We start from the raw sequence: 15,976 nt of genomic DNA on the forward strand, positions 1-15,976 counted from the left end.
GGGAGCCAACACACCATGCAGAGCCCGCTTTTCGCCTTCAACGACGTCCAGACCCAGGACCGCTGGAGCCTGCAGAACAAGCAGATGCTGCGCGTCACCCTGGAGGGCCACGACGACATCCTCGCCCGCAAGGGCACCATGGTCGCCTACCAGGGGCTCGTCGAGTTCGACGCCGAGTACCGGAGCAACAGCCAGGCACGCGCGCGTGCGCACACCGGCGAGGGCCTGGACCTCATGCGCTGCCACGGGCAGGGCACGGTCTACCTCGCCAACCTCGGCCAGTACGTCCACGTCATGGACGTCGAGCAGGACGGCCTGACGGTCGACAGCAGCTACGTGCTCGCGATGGACTCCTCGCTGCACCACGAGGTCATCGCCGTCGACAGCCTGTACGGCATCTCCGGCTCCGGGAAGTACCAGCTCAACATCACCGGCCGCGGCAAGGTCGCGCTGATGACCTCCGGCGCGCCGTTGATGATGCAGGTGACGCCCGACAAGTACGTCAACTGCGACGCCGACGCGATCGTCGCCTGGTCCACCGGCCTGCGGGTGCAGATGCAGGCCCAGACGCACTCCTCCGGGGTGTGGCGGCGCCGCGGCAACACCGGTGAGGGCTGGGAGCTCAGCTTCATGGGCAGCGGCTACGCGTTGGTCCAGCCCAGCGAGCTGCTGCCGCCGCAGAACGCCCAGATCGGGCAGGGCCTCGCCGCCCAGTTCGGCATGGGCCAGCAGGGAGCGCGAGGGCAGAACCAGGGGAACGTCTGGAGCTGACGGCCCGCGAGCCAGACGTAAGGGGCGACCGCCTGTGCGGCCGCCCCTCACGCATGAGTCCGGCACGTACGGGTCCGGCAGGTGTGCGGTCGGGTCAGACGCGGGCCCGTGTGGCCGCGACCAGCCGCACGACGGACTCGTCCGCCACGTCCGCCACCTCGTCGTACGCGAACCAGCGCAGGTCGAGCGACTCGTCGCTGATGGCCTCGACGGCACCGGCGGGAGCCAGAGCCGCGTACTGCACGTCGAGGTGCCAGGCGCACGGCGTGTGATGGCGGTCCAGGCGCACCGGGCCGCCGGGCAGGAGCGTCAGCCCCGGGATGCCCGACTCCTCGGCCCCCTCACGCAGGGCGGCCGCCGCCAGCGTGGCGTCGCCCGGCTCGCAGTGCCCGCCCATCTGGAGCCACATCCGCAGCTTCCGGTGCAGGGTGAGCAGGACACGGCCGCGCACCGGGTCGAGGACCAGCGCGCTGGCCGTGATGTGCCCGTCCGCGCACGCCTTCCACAGGCCGTCCGGGTGCGTCTCCAGGTGCTCCAGGTAGACCTGGCGCAGCTCTTCCTGGTCCCCGTACTCCTTGAGCACGAGGACCGCGTCGTCGTACAGGCTCACTCGGCGTCGTCGCCCTCGGCCTCGCCGCCGTCGCCCTTCTCCCGGCCCTTCTCCGGCCCCTTCTCCAGGTCGGGCTTCCCGGACGAGCCGCCCGCCGCCTCGCCGAGCATCCTGTCCAGCTCGGAGAAGTCCGGGTGCTCGTGGTGCACGAAGCCGTCCGGGTCGTCCAGGTCGGTCGCCGTCGGCAGCATGTCCGGGTGGGACCACAGGGCGTCGCGGCCCTCGACCCCGCGCGCGTCCGTGAGCGAGGCCCACAGGCGGGAGGCGTCGCGCAGGCGACGCGGGCGCAGCTCCAGACCGATCAGCGTGGCGAACGTCTGCTCGGCCGGACCGCCCGAGGCGCGGCGGCGGCGCATCGTCTCGCGCAGGGCGTCCGCGGACGACAGCCGGGGCTTCGCGGCCGCATGCACCACCGCGTCCACCCAGCCCTCGACGAGCGCCAGAGCGGTCTCCAGGCGGGCCAGGGCCGCCTTCTGCTCCGGGGTGTCCTCCGGCTGGAACATGCCCTGCTGGAGGGCGTCCTGGAGCTGCTCGGGGTTCTGCGGGTCGAACTGGCCGACCACGTCCTCCAGCTTGGCGGTGTCGACCTTGATCCCGCGCGCGTACCCGTCGACCGCACCGAACAGGTGCGAGCGCAGCCACGGCACATGCGTGAACAGCCGCTGGTGGGCGGACTCCCGCAGGGCGAGATACAGCCGCACCTCCTCCTGCGGCACGCCCAGGTCCTTGCCGAACGCCTCGATGTTCGCCGGCAGCAGCGCGGCCTTGCCGGCCGGGCCGAGCGGCAGGCCGATGTCGGTCGAGCCGACGACCTCACCGGCGAGCACGCCGACGGCCTGCCCGATCTGTGTGCCGAACATGGCGCCGCCCATGGAGCGCATCATGCCGATCAGCGGGCCGGCCATGGCCTGCATCTCCTCCGGCAGCACGTCGCCCATGGCGGTGCCCACGCGCTCGGCGACCGGGTCGACGAGTTCCTGCCACGCGGGCAGCGTCGCCTCGACCCACTCCGCGCGGCTCCAGGCCACCGCGGAGCCGGCGCCGGACGGCAGCGACGTCGCGTCGTCCAGCCAGAGGTCGGCCAGGCGGACGGCCTCCTGGACGGCGGTGCGCTCGGCGGGGCCGACGCTCGCGTCCTTGGTGCCGTCCGCGGTGCCCTGGGACACCGTCTGGCGGGCGATCTGCTTGGCCATGTCCCAGTTCACCGGGCCGCCCTCGTAGGAGAGCATCTGGCCGAGCTGCTGGAACGCGGCGCCCAGGTCGGTGGGGTTCAGCGAACCGAACATGGCTGCGAGCGGATTGTCGGCGCCGGGCCCGCCAAGGCCTCCGGCTCCGGGCAGCCCGAAGCCGAACGGGTTGGCCGGTCCCTGCCCACCACCGCTCTCCTGGTCCTTCTTCTTGCCCTCGTCGCCGTTCTCCGGCTCCTCCGGCGGAAGGCCGAATCCGAATGGGGTGTCACTCACGGGGTTCCTCGGCTGGTAAGGCCACCGGTTCTCTCCGGCGGCGCGGCTGCCCGACAACACCACCCAGCGTAGACACCCCGAGCGGTTCGGGCCTCGGTGCTCCGCCCACGCAACGCCTGCGGCAGGATGGATGCCACCTGGTACGTACGCGTCATTCGCGCCCGTATGGAAGACAACCGCTGGAGACGCCCGGTGAGTTCCCCAGATCCACAGGTTCGCGCAGCGCGAAACCAAGAAGGTACACCCGCCCTGCGCGGGCCCGTCGTCGCGGTCACCGGCGCCGCGAGCGGGGTCGGCGCGCTGCTCACCGAGCGGCTGGCCGCCTCCGAGGAGATCAAGCAGGTCATCGCCATCGACGAGCGGCGCGGGGAGTGCGCGGCCGCCCAGTGGCACATCCTCGACGTCCGGGATCCGGCCATCGCCGACAAACTGCGCGGGGCGGACGTGGTGGTGCATCTCGCCCTCGACCTGGACCTGGAGACCGACGCCGCAGCTCGGACGGCCTACAACGTCCGGGGGACCCAGACGGTGCTGACCGCGGCGGCCGCGGCGGGCGTGCACCGCGTGGTGCTGTGCACCTCAGCGATGGTCTACGGCGCGCTGCCGGACAACGAGCTGCCGCTGTCCGAGGACGCGGAACTGCGCGCGACCGCCGAGGCGACCGGCGTCGGCGACCTGCTGGAGATCGAGCGGCTGGCGAGGCGCGCCCCCCGCGCACATCCCGGGCTCAACGTCACCGTGGTCCGCCCGGCCGTCCTGGTCGGCGGCACCGACACGGCGTTGACCAGGTACTTCGAGTCGCCGCGGTTGCTCGTCGTGGCCGGGTCGCGGCCCGCGTGGCAGTTCTGCCACGTGGAGGACCTGTGCGGCGCGCTCGAGTACGCCGTGCTGGAGAAGGTCGACGGGGAACTCGCCGTCGGGTGCGACGGGTGGCTGGAGCAGGAGGAGGTCGAGGAGCTCAGCGGGATCCGGCGCATGGAGCTGCCCTCGGCGGTCGCGCTGGGCGCGGCGGCCCGGCTGCACCGGATCGGGCTCACCCCGTCCCCGGCCGGGGACCTCGCGTACACGATGTACCCCTGGGTGGTCAGCGGGAGCCGGCTGCACGACGCCGGGTGGCGGCCGCAGTGGACCAACGAGGAGGTCCTCGAGGAGCTCCTGGAGGAGGTGTCCGGACGGCACACGGTGGCCGGACGCCGGCTGGGGCGCAAGGACGCCACGGCAGCGGGAGCCGCGGGTGCGACGGTCGCCCTGCTGGGCGCGGCCGCGGTGGTGCGTCGGGCCCGGAAGGCGCGGCGCCGGATCTGAGCGGGGCCCGCCTTCGCGGTGGGCTCCGTGTCCGCGGTGGGCTTCGTGTCCGGGTGGGTTTGCGTCCTCGGAGGACTCCGCGTCCTCGGAGGGCCGCGGCGAGACCCGTCGGAGGCGGCTCCTTGCAGGAGCCTCCAGCCCGTGCGCGCGCGTGCCGGGCGAAAGCGCTCTTCCCGCTGCTTCCGCGCGTGGGGCACGATGGGGGCATGGCATCCTCCAACGATCACCCCGGCGAGCAGGCCGCCGAGGACCCGGTCAAGCTGATCGGCGTCCGGGAGACTCCCCTCTCCGTCGACGAGGTCTTCCGGGCCGTCGGGGACGACGCGGCGGGCGGTGTCGCCCTCTTCGTGGGCACCGTGCGCAACCACGACGGGGGTGCCGACGTCGACGCGCTCGGCTACTCCTGCCACCCCAGCGCCGAGGCCGAGATGCGGCGGATCGCCGAGAAGGTGGTCGCGGAGTACCCGGTACGCGCGCTGGCGGCCGTGCACCGCGTCGGGCAGCTCGCGGTGGGCGACCTGGCCGTCGTCGTCGCCGTGTCCTGCCCGCACCGGGGGGAAGCCTTCGAGGCCTGCCGGAAGCTGATCGACGACCTCAAGCACGAGGTGCCGATCTGGAAGCACCAGCGCTTCTCCGACGGCACCGAGGAGTGGGTGGGGGCCTGCTGAGGACGCGCCCTCGGCCCGCCGAACTCCCCTGCACTCCTCCGCCCCACCACGGGTTGCGTAACCGCACCCCGGGCATGAGCGTTGTCAGTGCGGATGGTTAATCTGCTGATCACGAAGTTGCGGTCGGTCGCTCGAGGTCGGTCCGTCGGGGTTGGGAGGTCGGCATGGCTGCGCTCGCCTGGTTGCTGATACCGCTGGTGGCCGCGATAGGCGCCGGTCTGTGGGGGAGTTGGGCGAACCGGACCCGTCGGGTCCGCAGCGACGGCCCGGAACTCGACGGGTACGCGCGTTTCCGCGAGGCCATGGAGAGGTCCCACTCCGGCACATGACGGGTTGGCAGCCCTGACGGTGCGCTGACAGGTGCGTCCCGTAGTGTCTAGTCATGCCACGCCGCACCGCGACGATGCTCGCCTCCACCCTGATGCTGATCGCGCTGCTGTGCGCGGGTGTGTTCCTCCCCGTGCCGTACGCGGAGATGAGCCCGGGGCCGACGGTCAACACCCTCGGTGAGCACGACGGCGAGCCGGTGCTGCAGATCGCCGGGCACAAGACCTACCCGACCGACGGTCACCTCAACATGACCACCGTCCGGGTCACCAGTGCCGACTACCGGATGAACCTGGTCGAGGCCGTCTACGGCTGGCTCGCGCACGACTACAAGATCGTTCCCCACGACACGCTCTACCCCGACGGCAAGACGGAGGAGCAGTCGACCCAGGAGAACGCCGAGGAGTTCAGCCAGTCCCAGGAGAGCGCCAAGGTCGCCGCGCTGAAGGAACTCGATGTTCCGGTGCAGTCCTGGGTGATCGTCTCCACGGTGGTCAAGCACACCCCCGCCCAGGGCAGACTGCACGCCGGTGACGTGATCAAGGCCGTCGACGGCACCGCGGTGAAGCAGCCCTCCGACGTCGCCAAGCTGGTCACCAAGCACAAGCCTGGCGAGGACGTCGTCTTCACGATCGTGCCCGCCAAGGAGCAGGCCGCCGCCGAGAAGTCGCGCAAGCCCGCGACCGCCACCAAGGACGTCACGATCAGGACGGCGCAGTCGACCGACACCGGTACCAAGCGCGCCATCGTCGGGATCTCCGCCGGAACGGACCACACGTTCCCGTTCTCGATCGACATCAAGCTCGCCGACGTCGGCGGACCGAGCGCCGGTCTGATGTTCGCGCTCGGCATCTACGACAAGCTCACCCCCGGCAGTCTGACCGGCGGGAAGTTCGTGGCCGGCACCGGGACGATCGACGATCAGGGCAAGGTGGGACCGATCGGCGGTGTCGAGATGAAGACCGTCGGCGCGCGCGACAGGGGAGCCCAGTACTTCCTGACGCCCGCCGACAACTGCGCCTCCGCCGACAAGGACACACCCGCGGGGCTCACCCTCGTCAAGGTGAACACCATCGGCGACGCCCTCGGCGCCCTGGCGGACATCCGCTCCGGGAAGACCGCCGACCTTCCGAAGTGCACGGCCAAGGGCTGAGGCACGGCCAAGGGCTGAGGCCCCGGCCCCGCGGCTCACGGCCGAGGACGGGATCCCCGCGATCCACCGCCGAAGGGCCGAGACGCCGAGACGCACCGCACATGACCGGGGGCGCCCCACCGCAGGGGAGCCCCCGGTCACGTCTTCCAGGGCCCTCAGTCCTCGAACGTCGCCCTCAGGGCGTCCGCCAGCCCCGGCACCAGGTCGGGGCCCGTGAGGACCTCCGTCGGTGAGTCCTTCTCCCGCAGCCGCAGGGCCGACTCCCGCGCGCCGTCCCGCAGGACCGCGACCGTCATACGGACCTCCTGGCGCTCGGGGTGGTCCGCCACCCACTTTGCCAGCTTCGCCCCGTCCAGCCCCTGCGGGACCTGCGTCTCGGCGGACGGCGGCAGCATCAGGCGTTCCACGGTGAGCGCACAGCCGGCCACCGCGTCGGGCCAGGCGATCGTGCCGAGGAAGTCGTCGAGCGGCCGGTCCGCCGGGATCTCGTCCTGCTCGATCGGGGTGAGGCCGGAGGCCTCCTGCTCGTCCCCCAGGCCGAGCTGCTCCGCGAGGGCGGGTTCCTGGACCCGGAGCCGTGCGGTGTCTACGAGGGCGAAGAGGCGAGCGGGCTGGTCCCAGCCGAGGCCGGAGGCGTACTCGTCGATCTCGAGTACGGCCCGGGTGAGGGGACTCGCTGCCATGGGAGTGTTGGACATGGTCACAATCCTGCCTCGTTCCCGCCCGGAATCGGGAACCGAGTAAACCCTCAGTAAGTTGCATAGGTGTGGGCCCGCGATCACGGGGGCACACCGGACGGTCCACGGACACGGGGACTGACGCAACGACAGCGAATCAACAGCGAACTTCGAGGTGCGCACCTTGGCTTTCCAGATGCCGGACCGTGGCGGAGGCCCCACGGGGCCGCGGATCAGAGTGGGCCGCCCGTCCCGGCGCGTCCGGACCCTGCTGATGACCCTGGGCGTCCTTGCCGTGCTCGGCATGGCGTTCACCATGTTCGCCGGGTTCTGGACGGACTGGCTGTGGTACCGGTCGGTGCACTACTCGTCCGTGTTCACCACCACGCTGTGGACCAAGATCGGGCTGTTCCTCGTCTTCGGTCTGCTGATGGCGGCCGCGGTCGGCTTCAACATCTGGCTCGCGCACCGGCTGCGGCCCCCGCTGAGCGCCATGTCGATGGAGCAGCAGAGCCTCGACCGCTACCGGATGGGGATCGCGCCGTACAAGAAGTGGCTGCTGTGCGGCATCACCGCCCTGGTGGGCCTGGTCGCCGGCGCCTCGGCGGCGAGCCAGTGGCGGACCTGGCTGATGTGGGTCAACGGCGTGCCCTTCCACCAGCAGGACCCGCAATTCCACCTCGACGTGGCCTTCTACGCCTTCGACCTGCCGTGGTACCGCTTCCTGCTCGGCTTCGGCTTCGCCGCCACCATCCTGTCCGTGATCGCCGCCGCGCTCACCCACTACCTGTACGGCGGGCTGCGCGTCACCAGCCCCGGCGCGCGCGCCACGGCCGCGGCCACCGGGCATCTGTCGGTGCTGCTCGGCGTCTTCGTCGCCCTCAAGGCGGTCGCCTACTGGCTCGACCGGTACGGACTCGCCGTGAAGTCGAGCGACTTCAAGGCGACCGGCAACTGGACGGGCCTCCGGTACGTCGACGCCCACGCCTACCTGCCGGCCAAGACGATCCTGTTCTGCATCGCCGTCATCTGCGCGCTGCTGTTCTTCGCCACGCTGTGGCGGCGCACCTGGCAGCTGCCCCTCATCGGCTTCGGCCTGATGGTGCTCTCGGCCATCCTCATCGGCGGCCTGTATCCGGCGATCGTCCAGAAGTTCCAGGTCCAGCCCAATGAGCAGGCCAAGGAAGCGCCGTACGTCGCGAAGAACATCAAGGCGACGCGCGAGGCCTACGGCATCGACGACACCCAGGTGTCCGAGTACGCCGGGGAGAGCACCGCCAAGGACAAGTCGAAGCTGCGCGGCGACGTCGACTCGGCGGCGAGCATCCGCATCCTGGACCCGAACATCGTCTCGCCCACGTTCCAGCAGCTCCAGCAGATGCGGAACTACTACACGTTCCCCAACAACCTGGACGTGGACCGCTACGCGCGGGACGGCAAGGTCCAGGACACGGTCGTCGGCCTGCGCGAGCTGAACCTCGCGGGCATCCCGAAGAAGAACTGGATCAACAACCACTTCCGCTACACCCACGGCTACGGCGTCGTCGCGGCCAAGGGCACGGAGGCCGAGGGCAACGGCCGGCCCGTCTTCACCGAGTCCGACCTGCCCTCCAGCGGCCAGCTGGGGACATACGAACAGCGTGTCTACTACGGCGAGAAGACCACCACCTACTCGATCGTCGGCGGTCCCCAGAAGGAGATCGACTACTCCGACGACAACGGTGAGAAGACCACCAGCTACCGGGGCCGGAGCGGGGTCAGCCTGTCCAGCCCGATCAACCGCGCGGCCTACGCGGCGGCGTTCGGGGAGCCGCAGATCCTCTACTCCGGCGCCATCGGCGACGGCTCGCGGATCCTGTACAACCGCACGCCCAAGGAGCGCGTCGAGGCGGTGGCGCCCTGGCTGACCATCGACGGCGACGCCTACCCCGCGGTGGTGGACGGACGCATCCAGTGGATCGTCGACGCCTACACGACCACGAACGGATACCCGTACGCCTCCCGGACGACCCTGGGCGACACGACGGCCGACTCGCTGACCTACAACAACAACCAGCGTGCGGTGGTGGCCCAGCAGAACCAGGTCAACTACATCCGCAACTCGGTCAAGGCGACCGTCGACGCCTACAGCGGCGAGGTCAGGCTGTACCAGTGGGACGACAAGGACCCGGTGCTGAAGACCTGGATGAAGGCCTTCCCCGGGACGGTGAAGCCGAAGACGGACATCTCCCCGGAGCTGATGGCCCATCTCCGTTACCCGCAGGACCTGTTCAAGGTCCAGCGCGAACTACTCACCCGCTACCACGTGCAGGACGCGCAGACCTTCCTCAGCGGCAGCGAGGTGTGGCAGGTGCCCAACGACCCGACCAACAAGTCGGGGAACGCGGTGCCGCCGTACTACCTGACCATGAAGATGCCCGACCAGACCGCCCAGGCGTTCTCGCTGACGACGACCTTCACGCCGAACGGCCGGGACAACCTCAGCGCCTTCATGGCGGTCGACTCCCAGGCGGGCACCAAGGACTACGGCCAGCTCAGAGTGCTGAAACTGCCGACGAGCAAGACCGTCGACGGTCCCAAGCAGGTGCAGAGCCAGTTCAACTCCAACTCGCAGCAGAACATCGCCGAGTTCGTCCGGCTCATCAGAGGCGGTGACTCGGAGATCGAGTACGGCAACCTGCTGACCGTGCCGCTCGACGGAGGACTGCTCTATGTGGAGCCGGTCTACGTACGCGGCGGTGGACTGAAGTATCCGCTGCTGCGCAAGGTGTTGGTGACCTACGGCGGCACCACCGCGTTCGAGAACACCCTCGACGAGGCGCTCGACGCGGTGTTCGGCGCGAAAGGCTCGACGACCCCGCCACCGGACAACGGCACCGGCAAGCCCCCGGCGTCGAGCAACCCGACGGTCCAGCAGGCGCTCAAGGACGCCCAGAAGGCCTTCGACGACGGTCAGGAGGCCTTGAAGAAGAGCGACTGGCCGGCCTACGGCAAGGCGCAGCAGGACCTCCAGAACGCTCTGAAGCGGGCCGAGCAGGCGCAGTCCCAGCCGGCCCGGCGAAGCGGCAGCACAGGGTAACGGCCGTGCCGTTCGGGCCGGATGAAGACGGCTGACGGAGGTTGACGCTCGAAGGCCCGGATCCCCCGCGGGATCCGGGCCTTCGACGTGTGCGAACGCATGTGCCGCCGTGACGGGTGGCCGTGCCGCCGTGGGGAGTTGGGCGATCTGTGTTTGACTTGTCTCTCTGTGGGCATGTCGACAAAACGCTGAAGTGACCTCACTGGCTGCGGTATACCAGGTGTACCCAGGTTGCAGGTGGTGCGACGATGGACGTTATGGGGGACAAGGCAACTCTGTTCGAGACAGGGCGATTTGTGCAGGCCTCCGATCCCGACGAGATCGGAGGCGAGACCCGGGACGAGACCGGGCAGGCCGCCGACGAGGCCGCCGAGGAGGTACGCCGTCGGCTCGCCGCCGAGGCCGGCGACGTGGAGGCGATGAGTGTTCTCGGGGCCATGCTGCTGCGCCGCGGCGACCTCGACGCAGCCGAGCCCCACCTGCGTGCCGCCACCGCCGCCGGCGACCGCGCCGCCGCCAACAACCTGGGAGTCCTGCTTCACCGGCGCGGATACGCGGACGAGGCCGCCGGGTGGTGGCGGATCGCCGCTGTCGCCGGGTCCGCGGCGGCCGCGCACGCGCTCGGGCGGCACCACCGTGAGCGCGGCGACGAGCCCGCCGCCGAGTACTGGCTGCGCCAGTCCGCCGAGCAGGGGCACGCGCTGGGCGCGTACGCGCTCGCCGATCTGCTGGAGCACCGCGGGGACACGGCGGCCGAGCGCTGGATGCGGCTCGCCGCCGAGCGGGGGCACCGGGAGGCGGCGTACCGGCTGGCGCGGGCCGTGGACCGCAAGGCCGCGCAGGACCCCGACGGTGACAACGGTGTCGGGCCGACGGAGGAGGCCGAGCAGTGGTACCGGCAGGCCGCCGCGCGCGGCCACCGGCGGGCCGCCCTGCACCTCGGGGCGATCCTGGAGAAGCGGGGCGACCTCAAGGAGGCCGGACGCTGGTACCTGACGTCCGCCAAGGACGGGGAGGCACGGGCCGCCTGCGCGCTCGGCTTCCTGCTGCGGGACGCCGGCGACACCGAGAGTGCCGCGGTGTGGTGGCTGAGGGCCGCCCAGGACGGCGACGGCAACGCGGCGAACGCGCTGGGCGCCCTGCACGCCGAGCGCGGGGAGACGCAGACCGCCGAGCGCTGGTACCGCGCTGCGATGGACGCGGGCGACGTGAACGGCGCCTACAACCTCGGGCTGCTCTGCGCCGAGCAGACGCGGACCGCGCAGGCCGAGCAGTGGTACCGGCGGGCGGCCTACGCCGGGCACCGGGAGGCGGCGAACGCGCTGGCGATCCTGCTGCTGCAGGGCGGGGACACCGCCGGGGCCGAGCCGTGGTTCTCCAAGGCTGCGGAGGCGGGCAGCGTGGACGCCGCGTTCAACCTCGGCATCCTCTACGCCGGGCGCGGCGCGGACGCCGAGGCGCTGCGCTGGTACGAGCGTGCCGCGGCGGCCGGTCACACGGAGGCCGCGCTGCAGGTGGGGATGGCCCGGCTGCGCGACGGGGACGAGCCGGAGGCCGAGCGGCACCTGCGGTGCGCGGCCGGCGGCGGGAGCGCGGAGGCCGCGTACCGGCTGGCGGCCTTGCTCGACGCGCGACGGCCGCCGGCGTCCGCGCACGAACTCGGCGAGCCGGCGGTGCACGAGAAGACCGAGTGCGAGGAGTGGTACGAGCGGGCGGCCTCCCAGGGGCACCGCCGGGCCCAGGTCCGGGTCGGGATGCTGGCCGCGGCCCGGGGGGACGTGGTCGAGGCGGCCCGTTGGTACCGGGAGGCCGCGGAGGCCGGGTCGCGCAACGGAGCCTTCAACCTGGGGCTGCTGCTGGCCCGGGAGGGGAGCGAGCCCGAGGCGGCCGTGTGGTGGACGCGGGCGGCCGAGGCGGGGCACGGGCGGGCGGCGCTGCGGCTGGCCCTGGTCTACGCGCGCCGGGGAGAGCTGGCCGAGGGGCAGCGGTGGGCCGACCGGGCCGTGTCGCTCGGACCGGCGGAGGTCGGGGCGCGGGCGGCGCGGCTGCGGGACGCGCTGCGCGAGGAACTGTCCGCCTAGGCGCTGCCGGGACCGGCGGGGCTCCGTCGGTCCACGCGGCCCGGCCGTAGTCCCCCGGCCGGTGCCGGGCCCGCCGACGCCTGCGGACCGGCCGTGCCATCCCGCCCGGCCGGTCCTGCCGCCCCCCTCGCGGAAGCGATTTGCTTCTCGACCCGGCGATCACGTAGTGTTTCATCTGTCGACGCGGGGTGGAGCAGCTCGGTAGCTCGCTGGGCTCATAACCCAGAGGTCGCAGGTTCAAATCCTGTCCCCGCTACTGAAGGCCGAGGGCCGGAATCCGATCAAGGATTCCGGCCCTCGGTTTTTTCGCGCCCGCCCGGCTTCGTGGCGTGTTCTCTCCCCCGGCACAGCAAGAACCCCGGCATCCAGAGGACACCGGGGTTCAGCGAGAAGGGGCGATCAGCGGAAAAGCCGTGGTCAGGCCGCCGCACAGGTCGGGCACAGGCCGCGGTAAGTGACCTCGACGTCCGAGACCGTGAAGCCGAAGCGCTCCGAGTCGGGGAGGTCCGCCAGCGGGTTGCCGACCGGGTGGACGTCCCGGATCGCGCCGCAGCCGGCGCAGACCAGGTGCTGGTGCGGGCGGTGCGCGTTGGGGTCGTACCGCTTGGCCCGCCGGTCCGTGGCGACCTCCAGCACCTCGCCGAGGGAGACCAGCTCACCCAGCGTGTTGTAGACGGTCGCCCGGGAGATCTCGGGCAGCTTGGCGACGGCACGCGCATGGACCTCGTCGGCCGTCAGATGGACGTGTTCGCCGTCGAGGACCTCGGCCACGACGCGTCGCTGCGCGGTCATCCGCCATCCGCGTCCGCGCAGCCGTTCCAGAAGGTCGCTCATGGAAACCAGCCTAACAGCCGGGAAGGCCAGGTTCCGAACGAGTGTGAACTTGGAGCTCAGCTTGACTTAGACATGGTCCATTGTGAGGTCGAGGCCCGCTCGCCGGGCGGACCGGAGCCCCTTTCCGGGAGGCTCCGGCCCGCTCGCGCGCGTTCAGCCGGTCAGTGACCCGGCCGCCGTGGCCGCGGGCTGTCGCGCGGGTGCCCAGCAGCGGATGATGTCGCGGACCGAAACGATCCCCGCCGGTTCCCCGCCGTCGAGGACGACGAGGTGACGGAAGCCGCCGTGCGCCATGGCGCGGGCCGCCTCCTCCAGGGACCAGGACGGGCTGGCGAAGACGACGTCGGTGGTGGTGTGGGCATGGGCGCGCTCCGTGTCCGGGTTCTGGCCCCGGCCGACGGAGTTGAGGATGTCGCGTTCGGTGAGGATGCCGACGCCGCCGGCGTCGGGGTCGAGCACCACGGCCGCGCCCACACGGCGTGCGGACATCAGGGCGGCTGCCTGGCGGAGGGTGTGTGCGGGACCGACGGTGAGGACCACCGTGCTCATGGCGTCACGGACGAGCATGGACTGGAGCCACCTCCTACCGGAACCCGCGACGGAACGGCGGGGACGCCGCTAGTTCACGGATTCACAAATTCACAAGTGGGGGGACTCTCAGAGTCGCAGGCAAAGCGGGAGTCAACAAGAGGGCGCACGCGGCCGGTTGGGGGCGCGGGCGCCAGTCCTGCGCTTCTCAGGGGCGCCGGTTGAGATACGCCAGCAGGTCGTCGTGCAGCAGGCCGTTGGACGCGGCCGCGTTGCCGCTGTGCGGACCCGGCCGGCCGTCGAGACCGGTGAAGGTGCCGCCGGCCTCCGTGACGACGATCGCGGTCGCGGCCATGTCCCACAGGGACAGCTCGGGCTCGGCGCAGAGGTCGACCGAGCCCTCGGCGACCATCATGTACGGCCAGAAGTCGCCGTACGCGCGCGTGCGCCACACCTGGCGGGTCAGGTCCAGGAAGCCGTCGAGCCGGCCCTGCTCCTCCCAGCCGCTGAGCGAGGAGTACGCGAAGGAGGCGTCGGGCAGCTTTCCGACGCGGGACACCCGCAGACGGGAGGCCTGCGACAGGCTTCGGCCACTGAACGCGCCGTGCCCCTTGGCGGCCCACCAGCGGCGGCCCAGGGCGGGGGCGGAGACGACGCCCACGACGGGCTGGTAGCCGCTCTCCCCGGCCTCCATCAGGGAGATCAGGGTGGCCCAGACCGGCACACCGCGGACGTAGTTCTTGGTGCCGTCGATCGGGTCGACGACCCAGCGGCGGGGGCCGGTGCCCTCGATGCCGTACTCCTCGCCGAGGACCGCGTCGCGGGGGCGGGCGCGTTGCAGCTGGCCGCGGATGAGCTCCTCCGCCGCCTTGTCCGCCTCGCTCACCGGAGTCATGTCCGGCTTGGTCTCCACCTTGAGGTCGAGGGCCTTGAAGCGGTCCATGGTCGCGGCGTCGGCGGTGTCCGCGAGGACGTGGGCCAGACGCAGGTCGTCGAGGTAGTCGGGCATGCAACGAACGGTATCTGCCGGGGTCGGGGCGGGGCCACACCGGGCGGGGCCGCCCGCGCACACGGCCGGCCGACGGGCGCCCCCGGAGACTCTCGCGCCCTCTTGACAGTGCTGTCGAGCGCGTCAAATCTGGGCGCAGAGTCGCTCGCCCCGGGGAGGCGATGATGCCTGCAGCGCGGGATTCCCTGTTGGACGCCGCCTATACGGCGCTGGCGTGCCGTCCGTGGGCCGCCGTGCGGATGGTCGACGTGGCGGCGGCGGCCGGAGTCTCCCGGCAGACGCTCTACAACGAGTTCGGCAGCAAGGAGGGCCTCGCGCGGGCGCTGGTGCGCAGGGAGGCGGACGGCTTCCTCGCCGGGGTGGAGCGCGCGCTCGCCGCCCACGCCGGCCCCCGAGAGCGGCTCACCGCCGTCGCCGAGTGGACCGCGTCGGCCGCCCGGGAGAACGCGCTGGTCCGGGCCATGCTCACCGGCTGCTGGAGCGAGCGGCTGCCGTCCCCGACGCTGTCGGCCGTGCCCTCGTCCTCCGCGGTGTCGGCGCAGCGGCGGGCGGACGGCCCGCTGCCGTCACCAGCCGACTTGGTGGCGATCGTCCGCGACCGGGCGGTTGCGGTCCTGTCGGCGCCGTCGGCCGTGCCCGGCCAGGCCGCCCCCTCCGGACCGGCCGCCCGGAGCCGCCGGTCCGGAGGGGGCAGCCTGCCCGGCGCGACGGCCCAGCTCGGCCCGGGCGCGCTGCCCGGTCGGACCGTCCCGCCCGGCCAGGGCGCCAGTGCTCAGGCCCTCTCGCCCTGGGCCGGCGCCGCCGCCCAGCCCCAACCGGTCACCCTGCCCGGACAGACCGTCCAGTACGGCCCAGGTGCCCCGCCCGCCCCTCCGGTCCCGCAAGGCCCCGGAGCCGCTGCCCAGCCCCAACCGGTCATCCCGCCCCCGACCGCCGTGTCCCAGGCGGACGCCGTGGAGCTGAGCCGTACCTGCGAGTTGGTGGTGCGGCTCGCGCTGTCGTGTGTGGCCGCCCCGCCCGGCGAGGGGATCGCCGAACTGGTGCGCGCCACCCTGCACCGGCACCCGCTGTGAACCCGCTCCGGACCGCCCCGCACCCCCCGGAAGCCCCTCCGGGCCCGCTCAGTGCGCGGAACCGGACAGCTGGAGCCCGATCACGCCGATGATGACCAGGCTGATCGAGACGATCTTCAGCGTCGACACCAGGTCGCCGAGGAAGACCATGCCGTAGATCGCGGTGCCCGCCGCGCCGATGCCGGTCCACACCGCGTAGGCGGGACCGACGTCCAGCTTCCTCAGGGAGAGGGTGAGCAGACCGAAGCTGCCCAACGCGAAACTGGCGAAGGCGATGGTCGGCCAGAGTCTGGTGAAGCCGTGGGACAGCTTCAGGCACACGGCGAAGCCGGTCTCCAGCAACCCGGCCACGATGACCAGCAGCCACGCCATGTGCTGTCCTCCCGTACGTCAGCGTT

General features: G+C 71.7%; 14 protein-coding genes, 1 tRNA gene and 2 pseudogenes. 10 read left to right on the plus strand and 7 right to left on the minus strand.

From position 1 onward, the window contains the following. Nucleotides 1-15 precede the first annotated feature (15 nt). Entirely contained in the window at nt 16-771 is a 756-nt protein-coding gene (locus ACF1A5_RS03290) for an AIM24 family protein (protein WP_392191082.1), read from the plus strand. Nucleotides 772-865: 94 nt separating this feature from the next. Here ACF1A5_RS03290 and ACF1A5_RS03295 read toward each other — a convergent pair whose 3' ends face one another. Together ACF1A5_RS03295 and ACF1A5_RS03300 are read right to left on the minus strand one after the other, a co-directional pair. Further along, nucleotides 866-1,381, minus strand: coding sequence for an NUDIX hydrolase (locus ACF1A5_RS03295; RefSeq protein WP_392191083.1), 516 nt, complete (start codon nt 1,379-1,381; stop codon nt 866-868). Next, on the minus strand, nt 1,378-2,844 hold the full coding sequence (locus tag ACF1A5_RS03300; protein ID WP_392191084.1) for a zinc-dependent metalloprotease: 1,467 nt from the start codon (nt 2,842-2,844) through the stop codon (nt 1,378-1,380). Before ACF1A5_RS03300 ends, ACF1A5_RS03295 begins: the two co-directional genes overlap by 4 nt. A gap of 192 nt (nt 2,845-3,036) precedes the next feature. Between ACF1A5_RS03300 and ACF1A5_RS03305 the strand changes: the two genes are divergently transcribed. From ACF1A5_RS03305 to ACF1A5_RS03320, 4 genes are all read left to right on the plus strand, one after another. Next, a complete protein-coding gene (locus ACF1A5_RS03305) occupies nt 3,037-4,149 on the plus strand; it encodes an SDR family oxidoreductase (RefSeq protein ID WP_392191085.1) in 1,113 nt (370 codons plus the stop codon). A 206-nt stretch (nt 4,150-4,355) separates the two neighbouring features. Further along, nucleotides 4,356-4,817, plus strand: a complete 462-nt coding sequence (locus tag ACF1A5_RS03310; protein WP_356185937.1) for a molybdenum cofactor biosynthesis protein MoaE — start codon at nt 4,356-4,358, stop codon at nt 4,815-4,817. Between the two features lie 164 nt (nt 4,818-4,981). Further along, on the plus strand, nt 4,982-5,146 hold the full coding sequence (locus tag ACF1A5_RS03315) for a hypothetical protein (protein WP_356185939.1): 165 nt from the start codon (nt 4,982-4,984) through the stop codon (nt 5,144-5,146). A gap of 53 nt (nt 5,147-5,199) precedes the next feature. Continuing rightward, the gene (locus ACF1A5_RS03320; protein ID WP_392191086.1) at nt 5,200-6,297 is read left to right on the plus strand and encodes a PDZ domain-containing protein; all 1,098 of its coding nucleotides are present in this window, start codon (nt 5,200-5,202) and stop codon (nt 6,295-6,297) included. A gap of 155 nt (nt 6,298-6,452) precedes the next feature. On the opposite strand, the gene ACF1A5_RS03325 is transcribed toward ACF1A5_RS03320, so the two are convergent. Further along, nucleotides 6,453-6,995: a PPA1309 family protein gene (locus tag ACF1A5_RS03325; protein WP_356185945.1), complete on the minus strand. Its 543-nt coding sequence runs from the start codon at nt 6,993-6,995 to the stop codon at nt 6,453-6,455. Nucleotides 6,996-7,170: 175 nt separating this feature from the next. Between ACF1A5_RS03325 and ACF1A5_RS03330 the strand changes: the two genes are divergently transcribed. From ACF1A5_RS03330 to ACF1A5_RS03340, 3 genes are all read left to right on the plus strand, one after another. Next, nucleotides 7,171-10,053, plus strand: a complete 2,883-nt coding sequence (locus ACF1A5_RS03330; RefSeq protein WP_392191210.1) for a UPF0182 family protein — start codon at nt 7,171-7,173, stop codon at nt 10,051-10,053. 248 nt (nt 10,054-10,301) lie between these two features. Further along, nucleotides 10,302-12,134, plus strand: a complete 1,833-nt coding sequence (locus tag ACF1A5_RS03335; protein WP_392191087.1) for a sel1 repeat family protein — start codon at nt 10,302-10,304, stop codon at nt 12,132-12,134. Nucleotides 12,135-12,316: 182 nt separating this feature from the next. Then, nucleotides 12,317-12,390: transfer RNA gene (locus ACF1A5_RS03340), tRNA-Met, on the plus strand. Between the two features lie 161 nt (nt 12,391-12,551). Here the strand turns inward: ACF1A5_RS03340 and ACF1A5_RS03345 are convergent. The 3 genes from ACF1A5_RS03345 to hisN form a co-directional block, all read right to left on the minus strand. Next, a complete protein-coding gene (locus ACF1A5_RS03345) occupies nt 12,552-12,968 on the minus strand; it encodes a Fur family transcriptional regulator (protein ID WP_356185951.1) in 417 nt (138 codons plus the stop codon). Nucleotides 12,969-13,121: 153 nt separating this feature from the next. Further along, on the minus strand, nt 13,122-13,535 hold the full coding sequence (locus tag ACF1A5_RS03350; RefSeq protein ID WP_392191088.1) for a cyclic nucleotide-binding/CBS domain-containing protein: 414 nt from the start codon (nt 13,533-13,535) through the stop codon (nt 13,122-13,124). A 169-nt stretch (nt 13,536-13,704) separates the two neighbouring features. After that, nucleotides 13,705-14,505, minus strand: a complete 801-nt coding sequence (gene hisN / locus ACF1A5_RS03355) for a histidinol-phosphatase (RefSeq protein ID WP_392191089.1) — start codon at nt 14,503-14,505, stop codon at nt 13,705-13,707. A gap of 161 nt (nt 14,506-14,666) precedes the next feature. On the opposite strand from hisN, the pseudogene ACF1A5_RS03360 reads away from it, so the two are divergent. Together ACF1A5_RS03360 and ACF1A5_RS03365 are read left to right on the plus strand one after the other, a co-directional pair. Next, nucleotides 14,667-15,125, plus strand: a pseudogene (locus ACF1A5_RS03360) (TetR/AcrR family transcriptional regulator); the annotation flags it as partial. Nucleotides 15,126-15,389: 264 nt separating this feature from the next. Further along, nucleotides 15,390-15,578 (plus strand): annotated as a pseudogene (locus tag ACF1A5_RS03365) (hypothetical protein); the annotation flags it as partial. 48 nt (nt 15,579-15,626) lie between these two features. On the opposite strand, the gene ACF1A5_RS03370 reads toward ACF1A5_RS03365, so the two are convergent. Next, entirely contained in the window at nt 15,627-15,950 is a 324-nt protein-coding gene (locus ACF1A5_RS03370) for a DMT family transporter (RefSeq protein WP_392191090.1), read from the minus strand. Between the last annotated feature and the right edge of the window lie 26 nt (nt 15,951-15,976).

Source organism: Streptomyces sp. NPDC014864 (assembly GCF_043081525.1).
Classification (GTDB): domain Bacteria; phylum Actinomycetota; class Actinomycetes; order Streptomycetales; family Streptomycetaceae; genus Streptomyces.

Bases quoted from the DNA above. Each gene is read 5' to 3' on its own strand.
- ACF1A5_RS03330 (WP_392191210.1), top strand. From the start codon at position 7,171: ATGCCGGACCGTGGCGGAGGCCCCACGGGGCCGCGGATCAGAGTGGGC.
- ACF1A5_RS03335 (WP_392191087.1), top strand. From the start codon at position 10,302: ATGGACGTTATGGGGGACAAGGCAACTCTGTTCGAGACAGGGCGATTT.
- ACF1A5_RS03310 (WP_356185937.1), top strand. From the start codon at position 4,356: ATGGCATCCTCCAACGATCACCCCGGCGAGCAGGCCGCCGAGGACCCG.
- ACF1A5_RS03320 (WP_392191086.1), top strand. From the start codon at position 5,200: ATGCCACGCCGCACCGCGACGATGCTCGCCTCCACCCTGATGCTGATC.
- ACF1A5_RS03315 (WP_356185939.1), top strand. From the start codon at position 4,982: ATGGCTGCGCTCGCCTGGTTGCTGATACCGCTGGTGGCCGCGATAGGC.
- ACF1A5_RS03345 (WP_356185951.1), bottom strand. From the start codon at position 12,968: ATGAGCGACCTTCTGGAACGGCTGCGCGGACGCGGATGGCGGATGACC.
- ACF1A5_RS03325 (WP_356185945.1), bottom strand. From the start codon at position 6,995: ATGTCCAACACTCCCATGGCAGCGAGTCCCCTCACCCGGGCCGTACTC.
- ACF1A5_RS03350 (WP_392191088.1), bottom strand. From the start codon at position 13,535: ATGCTCGTCCGTGACGCCATGAGCACGGTGGTCCTCACCGTCGGTCCC.
- hisN (WP_392191089.1), bottom strand. From the start codon at position 14,505: ATGCCCGACTACCTCGACGACCTGCGTCTGGCCCACGTCCTCGCGGAC.
- ACF1A5_RS03290 (WP_392191082.1), top strand. From the start codon at position 16: ATGCAGAGCCCGCTTTTCGCCTTCAACGACGTCCAGACCCAGGACCGC.
- ACF1A5_RS03370 (WP_392191090.1), bottom strand. From the start codon at position 15,950: ATGGCGTGGCTGCTGGTCATCGTGGCCGGGTTGCTGGAGACCGGCTTC.